The sequence below is a fragment of the Candidatus Accumulibacter phosphatis genome (assembly GCF_000024165.1).
In the GTDB taxonomy this organism is placed as follows: Bacteria; Pseudomonadota; Gammaproteobacteria; order Burkholderiales; family Rhodocyclaceae; genus Accumulibacter; species Accumulibacter phosphatis.
Genome location: NC_013194.1, coordinates 1,691,344 through 1,713,324, shown reverse-complemented (window position 1 = coordinate 1,713,324; position 21,981 = coordinate 1,691,344). Strand labels below are relative to the sequence as shown.

Here is a 21,981-nt window from a genome sequence, read left to right as displayed (position 1 = left end):
GAGTGTGGAGAGGTTGGTAACGGCTCGGGGGGCAGGTGTCAGGTGGACTCACCCGCCAGCAGGGGCAGCAGCTTGCCGGCACGATCGAGGGCCATCAGTTCATCGCACCCACCGATGTGCGCCTCGCCGATAAAGATCTGTGGAACGGTGCGCCTGGCGGTCTTTTCGACCATCTCGAGGCGGCGCTGGGGATCGAGGTCGATGCGCACCTTCTCGATCGCGGCAACGCCACGCGCGCGCAGCAGTTGCTCGGCGCGCACGCAGAAAGGGCAGACGGCGGTGGAGTACATCAGAACGCGCGGTTCGACACTCATCTGCGCGCGCCTTTCTTGAGCGGCAGACCTGCCTCGGCCCAGCCCACCACCCCACCTTCGAGCGTGTGCACCCGCGAGAAACCAAGCTTGCCCAAAGTGGCGCAGGCCTCGGATGAACGGGCACCCGACTGGCAGACGAGAATCACCGGTTTGTCCTTCAACGGCTCCAGTTCGCCGGCACGCTCGGCGAGCGACCCGACAGGAATGTTGCGTGAGTCCGCAACGTGGCCATTGACGTACTCGTTGGGTTCGCGAACATCGATCAACTGCGCATTCTCGCGATTGATCAGCATCGTTGCCTGGGTCGCGGTCAGCGATTTCGCGCCGCCGGGACGACGTACCGAAAGGGTCAGGAGCATCGTGCCACTGACCACGGCGACGGCTACCAGAAGAAGGTTTTGCTGTATGAATTCCAATCGAAGCTCCACAAACCAACGCGGCCAAGAAACGAGATTCGCCGAGACCTGCCGGGCGCCGGACGGCTCGCGCGGGCGCGGCGCCACCACCGCCAACACTCCACCGCGACCGCTAGCCGCCGCAGAACACCTCGCGCATCATGCCAATCAACTGCAAGGTGCGGGCATCGCCGACCCGATAGTAGACACGGTTGGCGTCCTTGCGCGCGAGCAGCACACCCTTCTCGCGAAGGATGGCAAGATGCTGGGAAATGTTGCTCTGCGATGTACCCACCGCGTCCACGATCTCCTGCACGCAAGCGTCCTGATCGCCGATCACGCACAGGATCTTGAGGCGCAGGGGGTGCGATATCGACTTCAGCGCGCGTGCCGCCTGTTCGATATGCTCCTGCTTGTCGATGAGACTGGTCCGGACAGGCACGTTCGCCAAGACAATTGATTATAATGTAATCTATCATTATAGAACAAAGCCTTTGACAATGGGTGTGCCACACAGCCCGACGCCGCCCGACGCCAGGGGCGCCGGCACCCGGGGTTGCCTCCCGTTGCGCATTACCCGCCTGGCTTGCGCACTGACCTTGACGCTGGCGTTCGTCGGGCCGACCCTGGCCACGAGCAGCAAGCCCGGCGGCAAGGACGCGACCGCCGCCTCGGCCGGCGAAGTGGCCGAACGGCAAGGCGATCTTAGGTCGCTGCGCGCCCAGATCGAGACTCTGCGCCGGGACATGGCCGCCGCCGAGGGATCGCGCAAGGATGTGGCGGATCAGTTGCAGGACGCCGAACGGGCTATCTCGTCGACGCAGCGTGAACTGCACGGCCTGACGACGCAGATCGGCAAGCTGCAGGCCACGCTCAGGAATCTCGACGCCGAGTCGCGCGAACTCGAGAAGGGACTGCGCGCGCAACAGGGTCAACTCGAGAAGCTGCTCTATAGGCAGTACTTGCGTGGCAATCCGGATCCCCTGCGCCTGCTGCTCAACGGCGAAGACCCGAATCAGTCGGCTCGCGATCTCCGGTACCTCGAGGCGATCGGCCGGACACGCCGCCAGTTGCTGATCGACATCGAATCGACGCTGCAACGCAAGCAGGCGCTGGCCAGCGAGACTCGCCAGCAGGCCGAACAACTGTCCGCGGCGGAACTGAGGCAGCAGGAAGACCACGCCCGTCTGCTGGCGCAGCGGGAACAGCGGCAGGCGATGCTGAACAAGGTGGCGGACCAGATCCTGACGCAACGACGCGAGATCGGTAACCTGCAGCGCGATGAGAAGCGCCTGACAGAACTGATCGACCGCCTGGCGAGAATCATCGCCGCCCGGCTAGCCGACGCGCGAGCCAACGAAATTCGCGAAACCGCGCGCCGGGAAAGCGCACACCGGGAAGCGCAGCGCCGGGAAATGGCGAGACCCGAGTTGCGCCAGGAAAGGCTGCCACGCTCCGCCGCCCCGCCACTCGAGACGGACCCGGCGGCGAAGGCTCCGGCAGCCGCCGAAGGTCGTAGTGAGCCAGCGCCGCCGGTGGCGCCTTCGGCGGGAGGCCTGGCACGCCAGCGGGGAGAACTGCGCCTGCCGACAAGGGGCGCCGTTGCCAATCGATTCGGCAGCGCACGCCAGGAGGGAAGTACCTGGAAGGGCATCTTCATTCGCGCGAACGCCGGCTCCGATGTCAGAAGCATCGCCGGCGGGCGCGTCGTGTTTGCCGAATGGATGCGCGGTTTCGGCAATCTGATGATCGTCGACCATGGCAGCAGCTACCTGTCGATCTATGCCAACAATGACGCGCTGCTGAAACAGGTCGGCGACGACGTGCATGGCGGCGACATGATAGCCACCGTCGGCAACAGCGGTGGCAACCCGGAATCCGGTTTATACTTTGAAATTCGTCATCAGGGAAAGCCGATCGACCCGCTGGCCTGGCTCAACCTGAAATGAGATGCGCACTGGAGCGAGACAAATGGGCAAGTTGAAACAGGCCGGGCTGGTTTGCGCCGGCATGCTGGGGGGCGTTCTGCTCAGCCTGCAGTTTTCGGCAATCGCCGACAAGGAGACCCGAGCAAGCCTGCCGGTCGAAGAGCTGCGAACCTTCGCCGAGGTGTTCAACGCCATCAAGCAGGGCTATGTCGAGCCGGTCGAGGACAAGAAACTGATCACGCACGCGATCAGCGGCATGCTTTCGAACCTGGACCCGCACTCCAGCTACCTCGACGCCGACGCCTTCAAGGACCTGCAGGTCGGCACGCAAGGCGAGTTCGGCGGAATCGGTATCGAAGTCGGCATGGAAGACGGACTGGTCAAGGTCGTCTCGCCGATCGAGGACACTCCCGCCGACCGTGCCGGCGTCAAACCTGGCGACATGATCTTCAAGATCGACGACACGCTCGTCAAGGGCCTGACACTGAACGAAGCCGTCAAACGCATGCGCGGCAAGCCGAAGTCGCAGATCAGACTGTCCATCCTCCGCAAAGGCGAAACCAAACCTCTGGAAGTAACGCTCACGCGCGAAGTCATCAAGGTGCAGAGCGTCAAGTCGAAGCTTCTTGACGGCGGCTACGGCTACCTGCGCATCACTTCCTTCCAGGAGAATACCGGCGCTGCCGTGGTCAAGCATCTCAACGACCTGACCAAACCCGGCCCGCTCAAGGGACTGGTTCTCGATCTGCGCAACGATCCGGGCGGCTTGCTGAACAGCGCCGTGGGTGTTTCGGCGGCCTTCCTGCCACCCGACACGCTGGTCACCTCGACCGATGGGCGTACTGCCGATGCCAAGCACCGCTTCTCGGCATCCCCCGCCGATTACCTGCGCGGCAGCCGCGACGATTACCTCAGGAATCTGCCACCCCAGGCGCGCAAAGTGCCAATGGTGGTACTGGTAAACGGGGGTTCCGCTTCGGCGTCCGAAATCGTTGCCGGCGCGCTGCAGGACCACAAGCGAGCCCTCGTCCTCGGCACGACGACCTTCGGCAAGGGCTCCGTGCAAACCGTACTGCCCTTGCCGGGAAACACCGCGATCAAGCTGACCACGGCACGCTACTTCACGCCGTCGGGCCGCTCCATTCAGGCCAAGGGCATCGTTCCCGACATCGTTGTCGAGGAAAGCGCCAACGGCAGCTCGGCACAGCGTTTGCGCGAAGCCAACCTCGACCATCACCTCGACGGCAGCAAGGACGGCACGCCACCGGCCAAGGAGACGCCGGCCAAGCCGGCCGCCAAGGCCGCACCGGCCAAGCCGAAGAGTGGCGCGCCGCGGGAAGAGGCCGACGAGTCATCCGAGTTGCCAAGCCGCGAACTTGCGTCGCCCAAGGACTACCAACTCACCCAGGCGCTGAATCTGCTCAAGGGGATGCAGATCATGCAGGCCATCCAGTGAGCTCGGCTCCCGGAGGAGAAATGTGAAACGACCGGTCGCCACGCCGCAACGGCCGATCCGCAAGGAGCGGAACATCCTGTTCGCCAAGTTTCCGCCCGGACAGGTGCGCGAGGCCTCCGACTTTCTCTCCCGGGTCGACCAACTGGAAGTGGAACGGCGTGAGCAGGCGAGAGTGGTCGGCGTTGCCTACGATCTGCATCACCACTCCCTGCAGGAACTCGAGGGGACGCTCGAAGACAAGGGCTATCACCTCGACAACACGCTGATGAGCAAGATGATGCGGGCGCTGATCTATTACGTCGAGGAAACACAGCTGCACAACCTCGACGCTCCTCATCGGCCACTCAAGCGCTCGCAGTCGGAAGCCTACACGCACGCCTGGGAGCGCCACCCACACGGCGACCACGACGACACCCCACCGGAGTGGCGCGAATACAAATAGTGCCGACCCGATGAACGACGGACAGTTGCTGCGCTACAGCCGCCACATCCTGCTCGACGAAGTCGGTATCGAAGGACAGGAGAGGCTGGGTCAAGCCAGAGTGCTGATCGTCGGTGCCGGCGGCCTGGGGTCGCCGGCGGCGCTCTATCTCGCTTCTGCCGGGGTCGGGAGAATCACGCTGGCGGACGGTGACACGGTGGACCTCACCAACCTGCAGCGCCAGATCCTGCACACGCTGGAGCGCGTCGGCCAGCCCAAGGCCGTGTCCGGACAGACGGCATTACGGGGCATCAACCCCGAAGTGACAGTCGCAGCGATCACCACCCGGCTGGCCGGCGACGCGCTGGCGGCGCAGGTCGCCGAGGCGGACGTCGTTCTCGATTGCTGCGACAACTTTGCAACGCGGCACGCGGTCAATCGCGCCTGCGTCAGGCACCACACTCCGCTCGTTTCGGGCGCCGCGATCCGCTTTGCCGGGCAACTGGCGGTGTTCGACAGCCGACGCGATCACACGCCCTGTTACAACTGCCTGTTTCCGGAAGGTGATGATGTCGAGGAGGTGCGCTGTGCGGTGATGGGAGTCTTCGCGCCGCTTACCGGGATCATCGGCGCCATGCAGGCCGCCGAAGCGCTGAAACTGATCATCGGTGTCGGCGAGGTGGCCGTCGGCCGCCTGTGGTTGCTCGACGGACTATCTATGGAATGGCGCAGCGTCAGGTTCGGCAGGGATCCGGAGTGTCCGGTCTGCGCCTGCGACAGCCTCAGTTGAAGCGCGCCAGCAGACGCAGGTCGGGGCCCACCGAACGCAGGTCGCGGATCGACAGTCGGCGGCGACCGGCAAGCGACGCGAGCGGTGGCAGGTCGAACATCCCGCGTGCCGCGTCGCCCACCAGGCAGGGCGCCAGGTAGAGCAGCAGCTCGTCGACCAGGCCGGCATCGAGCAGCGAACCACCGAGTGCGAAACCCGCCTCGCCGTGCACTTCATTGATACCGCGCCTGGCGAGTTCATCGAGCAGCGCCGCCAGATCGACCCGGCCGGCCGGCCCGGGCAGCAGCAGCACCTCGGCACCACGCTGCGCAAGCGCGTCGACCTTCGCCCGGTCGACAAGCGCGGCGGCGACCAGGACCTGGCCATCACGCAGCAGTCTGGCGTCCGGCGACAGCTCGAGCCGACTGTCCACGACGACCTTCAAGGGTTGGCGGAGCTCGCCGGCGAATCCCTCGACCCCACGCACGTTGAGCTGCGGATCGTCGTGGCGGACCGTGCCGATGCCGGTGAGGATGGCGCAGGCACGGGCTCGCCAGCGGTGCCCGTCCTGCCTGGCCGCCGGGCCGGTCAGCCACTGGCTGGCGCCATTGCGCAGCGCCGTCTTGCCGTCGAGGCTGGCTGCCAGCTTCAGGCGCAGCCATGGCCGGCAACGCGTCATGCGGGCGACGAAGCCGATGTTGATTTCCCCCGCCTCGGCCGCCAGCAAGCCACACTCGGCGCGCACGCCAGCGGCCTGCAAGCTGGCCAGCCCGCTTCCCGCCACCTGCGGATTGGGATCCTGCATCGCCGCGACGACACGCGCCACCCCCGCCGCAAGCAAGGCCTCGACGCAAGGTGGGGTGCGACCATGGTGACTGCACGGCTCGAGCGTGACGTAGGCGGTGGCACCGGCGGCTTTTTCGCCCGCCGCCTGCAGGGCGTGCACTTCGGCGTGCCGCCCGCCCGCCCGCACGTGCCAGCCTTCGCCGACGACTTCACCGTCGGCGACGATGACGCAGCCGACGCGTGGATTGGGTGTCGTCGTATACAGCCCGCGTTCGGCAAGCCGAAGCGCACGCGCCATGAAGTCGTGATCGGCGGCGCTGAACACCGGCTCTCTCAACGACCGAGCGGCTGCGGCGAGCGGGAGACTTCGCGAATGACCTTCGAGAACTCGTCGACGTCCTCGAAATTGCGGTAGACCGAAGCGAAGCGAACATAGGCCACCTTGTCGAGCTTCTTCAGCTCGCGCATGACCATTTCACCGATCTTTTCCGAGGAGACTTCACGCTCGCCGAGCGCCAGCAGTTTCTCTTCGATGCGGACGATCGCCGCATCGACCGCTTCGCTGCTCACCGGTCGCTTGCGCAATGCCAGCCAAAGACTGGCGCCGAGCTTCTCGCGTTCGAAGTCGACACGCGAGCCATTCTTCTTGATGACCTGCGGCATGCGCAGTTCTGCCCGCTCGTAAGTGGTAAAGCGCTTGTCACAGGTGAGGCAGCGCCGCCGGCGCCTGACTATGTCGCCGTCGTCATTGATGCGTGTGTCGGCGACCGCCGTCTCGTCGGCGCCGCAGAACGGACACTTCATCCCGCCGGCGCACCATACACCGGGAATTTCCGGCACAGCGTCGAAACGTCGGCGCGAACGCGTTGCAGAACGTCCTGGTCACCGGGCGCGTCGAGCACATCAGCGATGAGGTGCCCGACCAGTTCCGACTCGATCTCGGTGAAGCCGCGAGTCGTCATCGCCGGCGAGCCGATACGAATCCCCGAGGTAACGAAGGGTTTCTGCGGATCGTTCGGAATCGCGTTCTTGTTCACCGTGATATGCGCGGCCCCCAAGGCCGCCTCGGCTTCCTTGCCGGTGATGTTCTTGGCCCGCAGATCGACCAGGAAGACGTGCGACTCGGTACGGCCGGAAACGATGCGCAGGCCGCGTTCTTCCGACAACACGCGTGACAGGACACGCGCATTGGCGACGACCTGCTCCTGGTAGGCGCGGAAACCGTGCGTCAGCGCCTCCTTGAAGGCCACCGCCTTGGCCGCGATCACGTGCATCAGCGGCCCGCCCTGCAGACCCGGGAACACCGCCGAGTTGATCGCCTTTTCGTGCTCGGCCTTCATCAGGATGACGCCACCGCGCGGACCGCGCAGCGTCTTGTGCGTCGTCGACGTCACGACATCCGCATGCGGCACCGGGTTCGGGTAACAACCGGCGGCAATCAGGCCGGCGTAGTGCGCCATATCGACCATGAAGATCGCGCCGATCTCCCTGGCCACGTTGGCGAACCGTTCGAAGTCGATATGCAGCGAATACGCCGAGGCGCCGGCGATCAGGATGCGCGGCTTGTGCTCGCGCGCCAGCGCTTCCATCTTCTCGTAATCGATGGCCTCATGCGCGTCGAGACCATAGGCAACGACCTTGAACCACTTGCCGGACATGTTCAGGGGCATGCCATGGGTCAGGTGCCCGCCTTCGGCCAGGCTCATGCCCATGATCGTGTCGCCCGGCTTGGCAAAGGCCATCAGCACGGCCTGATTGGCCTGCGACCCCGAGTTTGGCTGCACGTTCGCGGCCTCGGCATTGAACAGTTTCTTCAGTCGCTCGATGGCCAGCTGTTCCGCGACATCGACATGCTCGCAGCCTCCGTAGTAGCGCTTGCCCGGGTAGCCTTCGGCATACTTGTTGGTCAGCTGCGAGCCTTGTGCCGCCATCACGGCATGGCTCACGTAGTTCTCGGAAGCGATCAGCTCGATGTGCTCTTCCTGACGGCGATTCTCGTTCTCGATCGCCTGCCAGATCTCGGGATCCACTTTCGCCAGGGTGTCTTTCGCGGAAAACATCGTGTGCCTCGCAAGCCTTGAAAAGATTTCGATTGTAGCATGCGGGCGCTTGCCCGGTCGGCGCCACGCCTGCTATCTTCGACAGCAAACGAATGGAGGCCCATCGATGACCAGCAAGCTGATCACCACCTGGAGCGAGCACGATAGCGCGGTACAGGAAATCCTCGACCTGTCGCCGACGACACTCCTCGTTTTTGACGAGAACCTGTCGCCGCTCAAGCTCGAACGCCCCGCGCGGATCGCCGCGCTGCGCCGCTTGCTGAGCGCGCGGCAGCCCACCACACGACTGACGATCGTCGTCCAGAAGGCGGACTTCGTCAGGCAGTACAGCCCCCAACTGATGGACCTCCTGGCCGTCCATTCGCCGGCGCTGACGATCATCCAGTCGCCGCCGCATCTCGCTAGGCTCAAGGATTCGCTGCTCATCGCCGACGGCCGGAACGCACTCGTTCGCTTCCACCAGGAACAGCCGCGGTCCCGACTGATCATCGACGACAGCGAGGAATGCGCCCCCTACCAGCAGCGCTTCGACGAGATTCTCGGCGAAGGCGGCGATCCGCTGAGCCCGATGACCCTGGGTCTTTGAGCCGGCGGAAAAGCACCGCGGGGCGCTGACCGGCCGGGTTCGGACAAGCTCGGCAATAGACGCTTGACGCTCCACTTTCTGTCATGATACTGTTTTTTCGTACAGCTCTTGCGAGAGCCGTGGAGGCGATGTGGGGCCCCTCCTCCCGGGCTAGCGACAGCATCTGGCCTGCGGCCTCTCGAACGCGAAGAAATCGAGCGTTCTGCCGGCGCCTGTGACAACGAAGGGAGGATACGCACATGACAGGGACACGACGATCGTTGCTGTATGGCGTGCTGTTGCTTCTGATGCTGTGGGCAGCCTTCCCCGGCCGCTGGGCGTGGAACGAGCATCTACTGGCCAAGGCGGAAGAAGAAAAGAAGGCGGCCCTCGCCCGGAAGGCCAGGGCGCTTTACGAAGAGAAGTGCAGAACCGTCGCCGGCGAGAAAATCTACCGCACCGTGCTGGACGTGGAAGGGATCGTCCTCTTGAAGGTGCGCCCGCAGGCCGGCGGTCGCGAGTGGGCGGACCTGATGTGGCCGGGCGCGGCGTTTGCCCTGGAAAGCCGGGCTGACGAGTACATCACGACCTTCCTGGGCTACGAGCAGTCTTCGCGAGAAGGCGTGCCGGTAACGCCCGATCGTCGTGGCTACATCAACACCAATTACGTCCCGGAAAATGCATCCAATCTTCCGGGCTATCGCTACGTGGATGTCATCGACGAGAAGGACGGCCAACGGTATCGCTATACGGGTTCAAACAAGGTGGTAGGCAAGAAGGACATCACAGCCCCTAACGTTCAACTAGGAATCAAGAACGACCCCACGTACGATCTCAATGTTTACCAGTGGACACTGGTAAAGAGCCTTGCCCCCGATCCTTCTCCCCGCTACGGTGTTACGTTCGAGGACCATGTCATTCCCGACGAGCGCGCTTTGGGCGTTGCCAGCAGCACGGTCAGGGTCCTAGACATCAAGACGGGTGAAGTACTGGGCGAGATGACGCGATTTGCTTGGGGATCAACCAAGCCCAGTGGTTTCAATCCGACCCCTTGGCTGACTGCCTGGAAATGTCCCGCACATGGTGTGGGAGCCAACGCGGCAACACGGAAGTTTGTTGACCAAGTCCTTGTTCCAAGGAGTAACCACTGATCATGCCCACCATCGCCGACACCCTAGAGCACGCCAGTCTTCAGATGGCTGCCGAAGCACTTTACGACTTCGACGCAAATGTGACTCCTTCACAAACGCCAGGGGAGAAGGCACTAAACATCCCACTCACCGTCGAGAACCTCACCACGGGCAACCGCCACGCCAGCAAGTTCCCACAACTCGAAGCGGAGAAGTTCGCAACCCGGTGGACGGTGGTCGAACACCTGTCAAACACCACGACGGGCTTCAGCGGCACGCTGTTCAAGGAAAAAGGTACCGACAAGCTCGTCCTCAGCTTCCGCAGCACCGAGTTCGTGGACGACGCCGCGCGCGACAATCAGGCCACCAACAAGATGGAAATTGCCGAAGGCGGCTGGGCCATGGGGCAGATCGCCGACATGGACGACTGGTACGCCAGCCTCAAGAGCAGCGGCAAGATCCCCGCCGGTTCCAGCCTGACGGTTACCGGTTACAGCCTGGGTGGCCATCTGGCGACGGCGTTCAACCTCTTGCACCCCGGCGAAGCGGGGTCCACCTACACCTTCAATGGCGCGGGCGTCGGGAAGATCAACGCCGGCCAATCGCTGCGCGACATCGTGGATCGCTTTAACCTCCAACGCAAGAATACGGACGGACTCCAGATCGTATTCACCGATGGCAACATGAAGTTGTTCTACGACGGTGTCAGGAGCCGGCTCAACAGCGGTAGCCGACCTACGCATGCGGATTTTGTCCGGCTGGAAAGCACGAGCACGGCATCCCCAGCGGAGAAGCTCCTGCTCCGTCAGGCTCTGGCAAATCTCAGCGAGGTTTACGACGAAGTCATCCGCCTTGCCACGCTCACCAGTGGCTCCACGAGCCCAGGAGAGCCGACCTTTCCCGCGCCCATCCCGGTTGTCCACATCGAAGCCACTCGCCTGGATTACCAGCTTGCCGTAGCTATCGCCCAGCGCGACACCCAGGCCTACAGCAAGGTGCGTGAAGCCTGGAACATCGCCACGGATGGGCGCAACACCGTCTCTCCACCAGAGCCCAATGTCTTCGACATCTTCGGCGCCACCTACCCGTCGGTCGTCTCCAGCTCCCAACTGCACTACGGAGCTCCGACGCCGGTCTTCGTCGAAGACCAGCCTTTGTACCGTGGCAGCGTCATCAAGGAGGTGATCAGGGCGAGCCTGGACGCCTACGGCCTCAAGTTCCTGGTTGACCGCTACGCGCACAACGACTTCGGGGACACCCACAGTCTCGTGTTGCTGGTCGACTCACTCAATCTGCAGAACACTCTGGCGACTCTCGACCCGCTGGTCACGACGGACACGCTCAACGCGATTCTCCAGGCGGCCTCCAACGCCAGGAGCAAGTCCGTGGCGGGTGACCAAGGCAAGGCGGAAGGCGACGTACTGGAGAATGTCCTCAACAGTCTCTCCCGGATGATCCTGGGCAGCGCGGCCCCTGCGCTGCCTGCGCGACTCGATGGCAACACCTGGGCCGACATCACGGACCGCAATGCATTCTACAAGAACCTCAACGCGCTGACGGGTGGCAAGCGCTTCACCGATCTCATCGGCAAAGTCACCGTTACCCTCCCGGGCGCGGACCTAGGCAACGCCGCCCGCACCGACTTCGCCAGTCTGTTGACTCTCCTCACGCTTTCCCCCGTCGCCCTCAGAGCCACAGTCGGCAACGCAACGGCCGTCGCAGAGACGCTCAGAGCCCAGTGGGACAGCGAATACAATGATTGGAAGGCCGATGGGGACTTGACGCCCCAGGAACGGGCCGACGGGCGAGGAAACTACACTGATCGATACCTCGCGGATCGGGCCGCTTTCCTAACCCGCATCGTCGCCGCCAACCTGGCCAATACGGGTACCGGCAAGGATTTGCGCGTCGACGTGCTGTCAACCGACACGCTCTATTTCGAAGACAGGGCCACCGGCATGACCCTACAGGAAGTCAATAGCCTGACCGCCACGAGCGATGGTTCGCGCTACCTGTTCGGCGGCGACGGCAACGACAGCTTCTTCGGCGGCGATGAAGCAGACCACCTCTACGGTGGCGCCGGCATGGACCGCCTTGACGGCGGCAAGGGTGACGACCATCTCGAAGGCAACGCCGGCAGCGACATTCTCAGCGGCGGGGAGGGCCAGGACACGTTGCTGGGCGGCTCCGGAATGGACCGCCTGGAAGGCGGAAAAGGTAACGACCTCCTCGACGGGGGCGCCGGCGACGACACCTACGTCCTCGATGTCGGTGGCGGTTTTGACACCATCCGCGACAGCGACGGCATCGGCCACATCCGCATCGGCGACCAAACGCTCTCGCTTGCCGACTGGGTCGCCGACGGCTTCTGGCAGAAGGACGGTATCAGCTACCGTTTCAAACCCGACGACAGCGGCCGTGGCGACCTCGTCATCACCTCGCCGGCCGGCATCACCACCGTCAAGGATTACCGAAAGGGCCAGCTCGGCCTCACCTTGGCCGACGCCTCAACAACAGGCGCAGTGCGGCCTACGACCCGCGACATCCTCGGCGATTTCCAACCGCTCGACCACGACCCGGTGACGCCGGGCGTACAGTCCTTGCGCGACGACCTCGGCAACGTCATCGGCGACCCCGACCAGCCGGACCCCGCCTACGCCGACACCCTCAAGGACAGCACCGGCAACGACCACATCCAGTCGGGTGGTGGGCGTGACCTGATCGATGCCCGGCGCGGCGGCGCCGACTGGATCGAAGCGGGCACCGGCGACGACTGGGTCGATGGCGGGGCGGGCGCCGACCGCATCCAGGGTGGCGACGGGCGCGACATTCTCGAGGCCAGCGACGACGCTGACACCGTCGAAGGCGGCACCGGCTACGACCTGATCACCGGAGGGAGCGGTGGCGACCACCTCTTCGCACGCGACAAGGTCGAACTGCGGGCAGCGTTCGCCAACAACGATGTGCAGATGGCCAGTGGCGCACCCGGCGAGTCGGGCGACCTGCTCGACGGTGGCGAGGACGACGACACGCTGGTCGGCGATGCCGGCAACGATTTCCTGGCCGGCGGTGCCGGCGATGACCTGACGATCGGTGGTGGTGGCGACGACAACCTGTCGGGCGACGCCGTCGTTCTCACGGCTACCCGCGACTGGCAAGTAATCCGCCTTGTCGAGACCCGTGGCGACGTAACGACCTTCCGACAGGACTTCCGCTCCCTGGAGATCACTCGCCGCGACGGGGGTGCCGACCTGATGTTCGGCGGAGCCGGCAACGACTGGCTGTTCGCCGGCCCCGGCGACGACTTCGTCGACGGCGGCGCCGACGACGACGTGGCCTTTGGCGGAGAGGGCAACGACCAGATCTACGGCGGCCGCGGTGTCGACATCCTCTCGGGCGACGAGCCGGCTGACCCGGACGATCCGACACGTGGCCTGCCCGGCATCCTGCATGGCAGCGACTACCTGGACGGCGGCGACGGCAATGACCATCTGTCGGGCAACGGCAACGGCGACCGGCTGTTCGGCGGCGCGGGCAACGACCAGATCAGCGGTGACGACGGCCTGACACCAGGCGAGTACCACGGGCGCGACTATCTGGATGGCGGTGACGGCGACGACAGACTGTGGGGGGACGGCAACGACGACGGGCTGTTCGGTGGCGCGGGTAACGACCGCCTCAAAGGTGACAACAGGGTAACGGCGGGCGAGTACCACGGCCGCGACACCCTCGATGGCGGCGATGGCGACGATAGTCTGTGGGGTGACGGCGCAGACGACGAACTGATTGGCGGCGTCGGCAACGATTACCTCGACGGCGACGACCCTACTCTCGACAGTCGCTATCACGGCCGGGACACGCTCGACGGCGGCGCCGGCAAAGACAGCCTGATTGGCGGTGGTGGCAACGACGAACTCTACGGCGGTCAGGGCGACGACGTCCTCGCTGGCGACGATACGCCGGACACCCCGCTCGCCACGTCGGCGCACGGCGACGACCTTCTCGACGGCGGCAGCGGCAACGACGGCCTGCGCGGAGGCGGCGGAGCCGATACGCTGATCGGCGGCACCGGCACCGACTACCTGGAAGGTGGCGCCGGCGATGACATCTATCTCTTCGCCGCCGGCGACAGCCCGCGCGATGCGGACGACTTCGTCGAACACGTCGTCGATGCCGACGGCGACAACACCATCGTCTTCAGCCAGGCCACGCCGACCGACCTACGCATCGCCAAATCCGATGATTCGCTCCTCATCACCTACGGCACCAGCGATCAACTGCTGATCAAGGATGGCCTGGCGGGCAGCATTGGCCACTACCGGTTCGCCAACGGCGAAACCCTCAGCTACAGCGAACTCATCGGTCGCCTCGTCGATACGCCGATGGGCGCGGCAAGCGGTGGGCGAAGATTCTGGTTCGGCGGCAGCCTCGGCGACTACCTCACCGCCACGGACGGCCACACCACGTTCTCGGGCGGCCGGGGCGACGATACCCTCATCGGCTACGGCGGCCGCAACACCTATCTCTACAGCCGCGGCGACGGCACCGACCGGATCATCGACACCAGCGCCAAGACCGATGCCGACGGCACCGCCCTCCCCAACACCCTGCGCTTCGGCGCCGGCATCACCGCGGACGACATCCGGCTGGCGATCGGCTCGCTCAAGATCCTGGTCGGCAGCAACCCCGACGACGCCATCCACATCGACGGATTCGACCCCGACGACGCCCTCGGCACCAAGAAGCCACCGGCGATCGACCGTTTCGAGTTCGCCGACGGCACGGCACTGAGCTACGGCGAGCTGCTCGCCAGAGGCTTCGACCTCACCGGCACGACCGGCAACGACACGCTGACCGGCACCAGCGTCAACGACCGCCTCGACGGCGGCGCCGGCAACGACAGCCTGCGTGGCGGTGCCGGTTCCGACACCTACGCCTGGGGGATCGGCAGCGGCCAGGACAGCATCGACAACACCGACACCTCGGCCGGCAAGACCGACACTCTGGTGATCGGCAGCGGCCTGCTGCCCGCAGACCTCCTCTGCGGACGCAGCGGCGACGATCTGATCGTCCGCGTGCGCACCACCCGCGAGCAGGTCACCGTCCTCAAACACTATGCCGGCGCGCCGATCGACCGCATCCGCTTCAGCGACGGCAGCCAATGGCAGGCCAGCGAGATCGACGCGCACCTCGACAACCGGCCGACCGACGGGGACGACATCCACGCCGGCACCTCCGGCAGCGACCGCCTCGACACCCTCGCCGGCAACGATGTCGTCAGCGGCCTCGCCGGTGACGACGAAATCGCCGGCGGACCGGGCGACGACACGCTGTACGGCGGTGAGGGCAACGATCGGCTCAGCGGTGGCGACGGCGACGACGATCTCACCGGTGGTGCCGGTGACGACAGCCTCGACGGCGGCGCCGGGGCAGACCGTCTCGCCGGCGGCAGCGGTGGCGACACCTACCTGTTTGGCCGCGGCGACGGCAGCGACCGCATCGTCGAGGGCGGCGATCGGACATCGACCGACGTGATCCGGCTGTCGGCGGGCGTACTGCCGAGTGACCTCAAGCTCAGTCGGCAAGGCAACGATCTCGTCATCGACATCCTCGGCACGACCGACCGGCTGACCGTTGCCGACGCCTACGCACCCGGCGGCGGGCCGACTGCCGGGATAGAGCGCATCGACTTCGAGGCAACGGCCACGTCGTGGACGGCCAAGGACATCCTCGCGCGACTCCTGGCCGATGCGGCAACCGCGGGCAACGACGTGATCGTCGGCGTGCCGGATGCCGCGAACCGCATTTATGGCCTGGACGGCAACGACCGGCTGACCGGCGGCGGACTCGCCGACACCCTCGACGGCGGCGCCGGCGCTGATTCGCTGGTTGGCGCGGACGGCGATGATCTCCTGCTCGGCGGCAGCGGCGACGACTTTGTCAACGGCGGTGCCGGTTCCGATACCTATTTCTGGGGGCTCGGCAGTGGCAACGACACTGTCGACAACAGCGATTCCTCGCTCGACACCGACCGCCTGATCATCGGCAACGGCCTGCTTGCGGACGATCTGATTTTCGCACGCAGCCACGACGACCTCGTCATCCGCGTGCGGACGAGCGGCGAACACGTTCTCGTCCTCCGGCACTTCGCGGGCGCACCGATCGACCGCGTCCGCTTCGCTGACGGCAGCGAGTGGAACGGCGCCGAGATCGCCACACACTTGAGTACCGAACTCAGCGAAGGCGCCGACATATACACCGCCACCCTGGCCTCCGACACGATCGACGCACTGGGTGGTGACGACCTCGTAGACGGTCTGGCCGGCGACGACGTGATCACCGGTGGGCGTGGCAACGACACGCTGCGGGGTGGGGCGGGTAGCGACCACTATCGTTTCGCCGTCGGCGACGGCAGCGATCTCATTGTCGACGATGACGTCACCGCCGACCACGCCGACGTCGTCGAGTTCTTGGATGTCGCTTCCTCGGTAGTCACCGTCACGCGTCCGCATAACGGCAATGACCTGGTATTGGCCTACGGCGGTTCGGATCGGCTGACGATTCAAGCGTATTTTGCCGGTGCCAGCCACCAGATCGAGGAGTTTCGCTTCGCCGACAGCGTGCGCTGGAACGTGGGCGACCTCCAGGAGCGCGTACTCGTTACCGGTACTGCCGGCAAGGACGTGATCAACGGTCAGGCGGGGACCGACAACCGTCTTTACGGCTTCGACGGCGACGACAGCCTCAATGGCGCGGAAGTGGCCGATACGTTGGCCGGCGGTCGCGGCAACGACCGGCTGGCTGGCGGATTCGGTGCCGACATCTACCTCTTTGCCAACGGCGACGGCGCCGATGTGATCAACGAAACCAACGACACGAACGGTACCGTCGATACCCTGCGCCTGACCGACCTCGCTGCCGCCGCAGTCAGCGAACTCGCGCGCGTCGGTAGCGACCTGATCGTCAGGCTCGGCGGCAGCGATCAAGTGACCGTCAGACAGCAATACAACGCGGCAACATCCGCCGGCATCGAGCAGATCACTTTCGCCGATGGTCTCACGTGGACCGCTGACGACATCAAGGCACGCCTGTCGACGCTCGGCACGTCAGCGGCGGACTCACTGACCGGCTTTGACGGCGTCGGCAATCGACTGTTCGGTTTCGACGGCTCCGACACGCTGAGCGGTGGCGATCGCGGCGACCTGCTCGACGGCGGCAACGGCAATGACTGGCTCGAAGGACTGGCCGGTGCAGACACGCTGGTCGGCGGCGCCGGCAACGATGTCTACGATATCGATGACGCCAACGACCTCATCATCGAGCACGCTGGCGAAGGCCGAGACACCGCCTACAGCTGGGTGTCGTTCGATCTGGCCAGCCAGGGTAGCGGCGTCGAGGTCCTGACCTTGCTCGGGTCGAACCCGCTCGGCGCTGCCGGCAATGAACTGGACAACGTGATCAACGGCAACGCGGCAGCGAACGTGCTCAAAGGCGGCGCCGGCAACGACACCCTCAGGGCTTATGGGGGCAGTGACAACCTCGACGGCGGCAGCGGCCGCGATGACCTTTGGGGTGGTGAGGGCGACGACACGCTCGACGGCGGAACCGGCGACGATACACTGAGTGGTGTCTTCGGCGCCGACACCTATCTCTTTCGCCGCGGTTCGGGTACGGACCGTATCATTGACGACCGGCGCCTCGGCGCGCCCGTCGACCGGGACAATATCCGGTTCGACGAAGGGATCCGCATGCAGGATCTGACCATCGCCGTGTTGTCTGACGAGAGTTGGCAACTGACGCTGGCAGGAAGCAGCGACAGCCTCGTTTTCGTCAAGGACGCGGGCTCGCGCTTTGCCGATGGGCAACCGGTGATCCCGATCGAGTCCTTGCAGTTTGCCGACGGCACGCGCGTCGACCTCACCGGTGCACTGGTGGGAACCGCGGGAGCCGACAGACTGGCGGCTTCCTTCTTCGCCATACCGACGTTTGGTCCGGTGACCACAGCGACCATCAACGTCAGGATTGACGCCCAGGCCGGTAACGATACGGTCACCGGCGGTGGTGGCAACGACTCCTTACGCGGCGGCGACGGCGATGACGTCCTCTACGGGGACAGCGGCAGCAGGTCCAGCAGCGACGACCAGCTTTACGGCGATGCCGGCGACGATACCCTCTACGGCGGCAGTTCCATGTCTGCGCGGGAGGGTGCGGACCTCCTCGATGGCGGCGCCGGCAACGACCTTCTTTACCATGCCAGCACGGTACGCTACGGGCGAGGATACGGCCAGGATCGCGTCATCGGCAAAGTGGAGCGGATCGACCTTTTCGACCTCCTGCCCAGCGACGTCACGCTTCAGTACCAGCCCGACGGACTGTATTTCCGTGTCAAGGACAGTGCGGATTGGTTGAAGCTCGAAGCTGACGGGCGCCGCATCACGGTCGAGCAGGTGAATTTCGCCAACGGTTCGTCGTGGGACCGTCGAGCCATCGAGGCCATGGCCGCCACCCAGGGCAACCTGGCTCCGCAAGCCGACGTGCCGCTGTTGCCGGTCTCGGCGCGCGAGGGCGAGGCGTTCACCGTCGTGCTGCCCGAAATCGCCTTCCGCGACCCCAACCCAGGCGATTTGCTGACCTGGTCGGTGAACCTGCCGGACGAACCCGCCTGGCTTCGCTTCGACCCGCTCACGCGCACGCTCAGCGGCACCCCCACCAATGCGGATGTCGGGAGCCACGACCTGTTCGTCACCGCCGCTGATCGGAGCGGCGCGTCGGCCTCTCAGGCCCTGAAAGTGATCGTCGCTGACGTCAATCAGGCACCCGTCGTCAACGCGCCTATCGAGACGCTGACCTTTCGCGAAGGCATGCCGATCCGCTGGACGATACCTTCCGACACCTTCGCGGACGAGGACCCGGGCGAGGTGCTGACGCTGCATGCCGCGCTGACCACTGGCGACCCCCTGCCGTCATGGCTGGCGATCGACGCCCGCACCGGGGACATCAGCGGCATCGCACCGGTCGGCGCCAGAGGCAACCTCAATCTACGCATCACGGCCACCGACCGAGCCGGTGCTTCCGTCGCCACACCATTGACGCTCCAGATTGCCGCCGCGTCTCCCGCCGCGCTTCTCGGAACCGCCAACAAGGACGTACTCGTGGGCACCTCGGGGAACGACTTGCTCAACGGTGCCGCTGGCGCCGACACGATGCGCGGCGGTGACGGCGACGACACCTATGTCGTCGATGAGCGCGGCGATACCGTTGTCGAACTGGCGAATCAGGGGAGTGACACCGTCTGGAGTCTGGTCAGCCACACCCTCGCCGACAACGTCGAGAACCTCGTCCTGGCGGCAGGCGCCTCGATCAACGGCACCGGCAACGCACTGCGCAACCGGCTGACCGGCAACAGCGGCAACAACGTGCTCGATGGCGGTGCCGAAGCCGACACGCTGGAAGGCGGCACAGGGAACGACACCTATTACGTCGGCGACAAAGACACCGTGATCGAGGCGGCCGACGCCGGCAAGGACACGATCGTCTCGGGCATCCGGTGGACACTCGGCGCCAACGTCGAGAACCTCACTCTCACCGGAACGGCGGCGATCAACGGCTATGGCAATGATCTCGCCAACACGCTGCGTGGCGACACCAACAGCGCCGCCAACGTCCTCACCGGCGGCCTCGGCGACGACATCTACTACCTCGGCGCCGGCGACCGGGTGGTCGAAGACGCCGACCAGGGCAACGACAGCGTCTATGGCTACGCCACTGAGCACACGCTCGCCGCCAACGTCGAACACCTCTTCCTCGCCGTCGCCACGGCCGCGACGCTCACCGGCAACGACCTCGCCAACCGCCTGCGCGGCAACGCCGGCGACGACCGGCTCGCCGGCCTCGCCGGCAACGACACGCTCGATGGCGGGCTCGGCGCCGACACCCTCATCGGCGGCACGGGCGACGACAGCTACACCGTCGACAACCTCGCCGACGCGATCCACGAAGACGCCGACGCCGGCTTCGACACCGTCTACAGCAGCGTCACCTGGACCCTCGGCGAGCACCTCGAACGCCTCTACCTGACCGGCGGCACCGCCATCGACGCCACCGGCAACGCCCGCGCCAACACCCTCTACGGGCACGCCAACAGTGCCGTCAACATCCTCTCCGGCGGCCTCGGCGACGACATCTACTACCTCGGCGCCGGCGACCGGGTGGTCGAAGACGCCGACCAGGGCAACGACAGCGTCTATGGCTACGCCACCGAGCACACGCTCGCCACCAACGTCGAACACCTCTTCCTCGCCGTCGCCACGGCCGCGACGCTCACCGGCAACGACCTCGCCAACCGCCTGCGCGGCAACGCCGGCGACGACCGCCTCGTCGGCCTCGCCGGCAACGACACGCTCGATGGCGGGCTCGGCGCCGACACCCTCATCGGCGGCACGGGCGACGACAGCTACACCGTCGACAACCTCGCCGACGCGATCCACGAAGACGCCGACGCCGGCTTCGACACCGTCTACAGCAGCGTCACCTGGACCCTCGGCGAGCACCTCGAACGCCTCTACCTGACCGGCGGCACCGCCATCGACGCCACCGGCAACGCCCGCGCCAACACCCTCTACGGGCACGCCAACAGCGCCGTCAACATCCTCACCGGTGGCCTCGGCGACGACATCTACTACCTCGGCGCCGGCGACCGGGCGGTCGAAGACGCCGACCAGGGCAACGACAGCGTCTATGGCTACGGCAGCGAGCACACGCTCGCCGCCAACGTCGAACACCTCTTCCTCGCCGTCGCCACGGCCGCGACGCTCACCGGCAACGACCTCGCCAACCGCCTGCGCGGCAACGCCGGCGACGACCGGCTCGCCGGACTCGCCGGCAACGACACGCTCGATGGCGGGCTCGGCGCCGACACCCTCATCGGCGGCACGGGCGACGACAGCTACACCGTCGACAACCTCGCCGACGCGATCCACGAAGACGCCGACGCCGGCTTCGACACCGTCTACAGCAGCGTCACCTGGACCCTCGGCGAGCACCTCGAACGCCTCTACCTGACCGGCGGCACCGCCATCGACGCCACCGGCAACGCCCGCGCCAACACCCTCTACGGGCACGCCAACAGCGCCGTCAACATCCTCACCGGTGGCCTCGGCGACGACATCTACTACCTCGGCGCCGGCGACCGGGCGGTCGAAGACGCCGACCAGGGCAACGACAGCGTCTATGGCTACGGCAGCGAGCACACGCTCGCCGCCAACGTCGAACACCTCTTCCTCGCCGTCGCCACGGCCGCGACGCTCACCGGCAACGACCTCGCCAACCGCCTGCGCGGCAACGCCGGCGACGACCGGCTCGCCGGACTCGCCGGCAACGACACGCTCGATGGCGGTGCGGGCAACGATGTTCTCGAAGGCGGGGCCGGCAACGACACGCTCCAGGACAGCAGCGGCAGCGCGCTATTCACTGGGGGCGCCGGCAACAACACGCTCAGCGGTGGCGCCGGCTCACAGATCTATCTGGGTGGCACCGGCAACGACACGCTGCGCACCGGTCCCGGCAACGACATCATCGCTTTCAACCGGGGCGACGGTCAGGACACGCTCGCGGCGGGGGACTCCGGCCAGGATGTTCTGTCGCTCGGCGGCGTCGTCGCCTACACGGATCTGTCGCTTGACAAGGTCGATCGCGACCTCGTCGTGACGATCGCTACGGGCGACCAGATCACGTTCACGGATTGGTATGCGTCGGCTCCCGGCGCGGCCAGCCGCAGCGTGCTCCGACTGCAGGTGATCGCCGAGGCGATGGCCGATTTCGACGCCGGCGGCAGCGATCCGCTGCGCGACGAGAAGGTGGAGAGCTTCGACTTCGGCGGCCTGGTCGATGCCTTCGACGCGGCCCGCGCGGCTACTCCGACGCTCACTCACTGGGCCCTGGCCGATGCGCTGAGCCGCCACCAGCTCGCCGGCTCGGACAGCGCGGCATTCGGTGGCGATCTGGCCTACCAGTACGGCAGAAGCGGCAGCCTGGCGGGTATCGGCGTGACGCCGGCGATCGGCATTCTCGCCGATCCGGCATTCGGCAGTGCAGCGCAGGCATTGACACCGCTCGCTGGGCTGCAGTCTGGCGCGCAGCGGCTCGCGTGATGATCATC

General features: G+C 65.6%; 13 protein-coding genes. 7 read left to right on the top strand and 6 right to left on the bottom strand.

What is annotated here, in order from left to right:
* Window positions 1-38 precede the first annotated feature (38 nt).
* The 3 genes from grxC to CAP2UW1_RS07505 are packed head-to-tail and all read right to left on the bottom strand — an operon-like array spanning window position 39 to window position 1,151.
* On the bottom strand, window positions 39-314 hold the full coding sequence (grxC, locus tag CAP2UW1_RS07515) for a glutaredoxin 3 (RefSeq protein ID WP_015766043.1): 276 nt from the start codon (window positions 312-314) through the stop codon (window positions 39-41).
* Window positions 311-817, bottom strand: coding sequence for a rhodanese-like domain-containing protein (locus CAP2UW1_RS07510; protein WP_412566861.1), 507 nt, complete (start codon window positions 815-817; stop codon window positions 311-313). The genes grxC and CAP2UW1_RS07510 overlap by 4 nt, the downstream gene beginning before the upstream one ends.
* 25 nt (window positions 818-842) lie before the next feature.
* Window positions 843-1,151, bottom strand: coding sequence for an ArsR/SmtB family transcription factor (locus CAP2UW1_RS07505; protein WP_015766041.1), 309 nt, complete (start codon window positions 1,149-1,151; stop codon window positions 843-845).
* A 58-nt stretch (window positions 1,152-1,209) separates the two neighbouring features.
* On the opposite strand from CAP2UW1_RS07505, the gene CAP2UW1_RS07500 reads away from it, so the two are divergent.
* The 4 genes from CAP2UW1_RS07500 to CAP2UW1_RS07485 are packed head-to-tail and all read left to right on the top strand — an operon-like array spanning window position 1,210 to window position 5,304.
* On the top strand, window positions 1,210-2,658 hold the full coding sequence (locus CAP2UW1_RS07500) for a murein hydrolase activator EnvC family protein (RefSeq protein WP_015766040.1): 1,449 nt from the start codon (window positions 1,210-1,212) through the stop codon (window positions 2,656-2,658).
* Window positions 2,659-2,680: 22 nt separating this feature from the next.
* On the top strand, window positions 2,681-4,093 hold the full coding sequence (locus CAP2UW1_RS07495; protein WP_015766039.1) for a S41 family peptidase: 1,413 nt from the start codon (window positions 2,681-2,683) through the stop codon (window positions 4,091-4,093).
* 22 nt (window positions 4,094-4,115) lie between these two features.
* A complete protein-coding gene (locus tag CAP2UW1_RS07490; RefSeq protein WP_015766038.1) occupies window positions 4,116-4,535 on the top strand; it encodes a hypothetical protein in 420 nt (139 codons plus the stop codon).
* Between the two features lie 10 nt (window positions 4,536-4,545).
* Window positions 4,546-5,304: a HesA/MoeB/ThiF family protein gene (locus tag CAP2UW1_RS07485; RefSeq protein WP_015766037.1), complete on the top strand. Its 759-nt coding sequence runs from the start codon at window positions 4,546-4,548 to the stop codon at window positions 5,302-5,304.
* On the opposite strand, the gene ribD is transcribed toward CAP2UW1_RS07485, so the two are convergent.
* Genes ribD through glyA form a run of 3 tightly spaced genes read right to left on the bottom strand, consistent with a single transcriptional unit; the run spans window position 5,297 to window position 8,129 of the window.
* On the bottom strand, window positions 5,297-6,367 hold the full coding sequence (gene ribD / locus CAP2UW1_RS07480; RefSeq protein ID WP_041568242.1) for a bifunctional diaminohydroxyphosphoribosylaminopyrimidine deaminase/5-amino-6-(5-phosphoribosylamino)uracil reductase RibD: 1,071 nt from the start codon (window positions 6,365-6,367) through the stop codon (window positions 5,297-5,299). The two genes, CAP2UW1_RS07485 and ribD, sit on opposite strands and share 8 nt — an antisense overlap.
* Window positions 6,368-6,402: 35 nt before the next feature.
* Window positions 6,403-6,873: a transcriptional regulator NrdR gene (gene nrdR, locus CAP2UW1_RS07475; protein ID WP_015766035.1), complete on the bottom strand. Its 471-nt coding sequence runs from the start codon at window positions 6,871-6,873 to the stop codon at window positions 6,403-6,405.
* A complete protein-coding gene (gene glyA, locus CAP2UW1_RS07470; RefSeq protein WP_015766034.1) occupies window positions 6,870-8,129 on the bottom strand; it encodes a serine hydroxymethyltransferase in 1,260 nt (419 codons plus the stop codon). Before glyA ends, nrdR begins: the two co-directional genes overlap by 4 nt.
* Window positions 8,130-8,235: 106 nt before the next feature.
* Here glyA and CAP2UW1_RS07465 point away from each other — a divergent pair, with 106 nt between their 5' ends.
* The 3 genes from CAP2UW1_RS07465 to CAP2UW1_RS26030 all read left to right on the top strand — a co-directional run bounded on the left by CAP2UW1_RS07465 (window position 8,236) and on the right by CAP2UW1_RS26030 (window position 21,973).
* The gene (locus CAP2UW1_RS07465) at window positions 8,236-8,715 is read left to right on the top strand and encodes a DUF7931 domain-containing protein (RefSeq protein WP_015766033.1); all 480 of its coding nucleotides are present in this window, start codon (window positions 8,236-8,238) and stop codon (window positions 8,713-8,715) included.
* Window positions 8,716-8,954: 239 nt separating this feature from the next.
* Entirely contained in the window at window positions 8,955-9,845 is an 891-nt protein-coding gene (locus tag CAP2UW1_RS07460; protein WP_015766032.1) for a hypothetical protein, read from the top strand.
* A gap of 2 nt (window positions 9,846-9,847) precedes the next feature.
* Window positions 9,848-21,973: a calcium-binding protein gene (locus tag CAP2UW1_RS26030; protein ID WP_015766031.1), complete on the top strand. Its 12,126-nt coding sequence runs from the start codon at window positions 9,848-9,850 to the stop codon at window positions 21,971-21,973.
* The last annotated feature ends 8 nt before the right edge of the window (window positions 21,974-21,981 follow it).

Coding starts and splice junctions, on each gene's coding strand:
- grxC (WP_015766043.1), bottom strand. CDS start 314: ATGAGTGTCGAACCGCGCGTTCTGATGTACTCCACCGCCGTCTGCCCT.
- CAP2UW1_RS07500 (WP_015766040.1), top strand. CDS start 1,210: ATGGGTGTGCCACACAGCCCGACGCCGCCCGACGCCAGGGGCGCCGGC.
- CAP2UW1_RS07495 (WP_015766039.1), top strand. CDS start 2,681: ATGGGCAAGTTGAAACAGGCCGGGCTGGTTTGCGCCGGCATGCTGGGG.
- CAP2UW1_RS07485 (WP_015766037.1), top strand. CDS start 4,546: ATGAACGACGGACAGTTGCTGCGCTACAGCCGCCACATCCTGCTCGAC.
- ribD (WP_041568242.1), bottom strand. CDS start 6,367: ATGGCGCGTGCGCTTCGGCTTGCCGAACGCGGGCTGTATACGACGACA.
- nrdR (WP_015766035.1), bottom strand. CDS start 6,873: ATGAAGTGTCCGTTCTGCGGCGCCGACGAGACGGCGGTCGCCGACACA.
- glyA (WP_015766034.1), bottom strand. CDS start 8,129: ATGTTTTCCGCGAAAGACACCCTGGCGAAAGTGGATCCCGAGATCTGG.
- CAP2UW1_RS07465 (WP_015766033.1), top strand. CDS start 8,236: ATGACCAGCAAGCTGATCACCACCTGGAGCGAGCACGATAGCGCGGTA.
- CAP2UW1_RS07460 (WP_015766032.1), top strand. CDS start 8,955: ATGACAGGGACACGACGATCGTTGCTGTATGGCGTGCTGTTGCTTCTG.
- CAP2UW1_RS26030 (WP_015766031.1), top strand. CDS start 9,848: ATGCCCACCATCGCCGACACCCTAGAGCACGCCAGTCTTCAGATGGCT.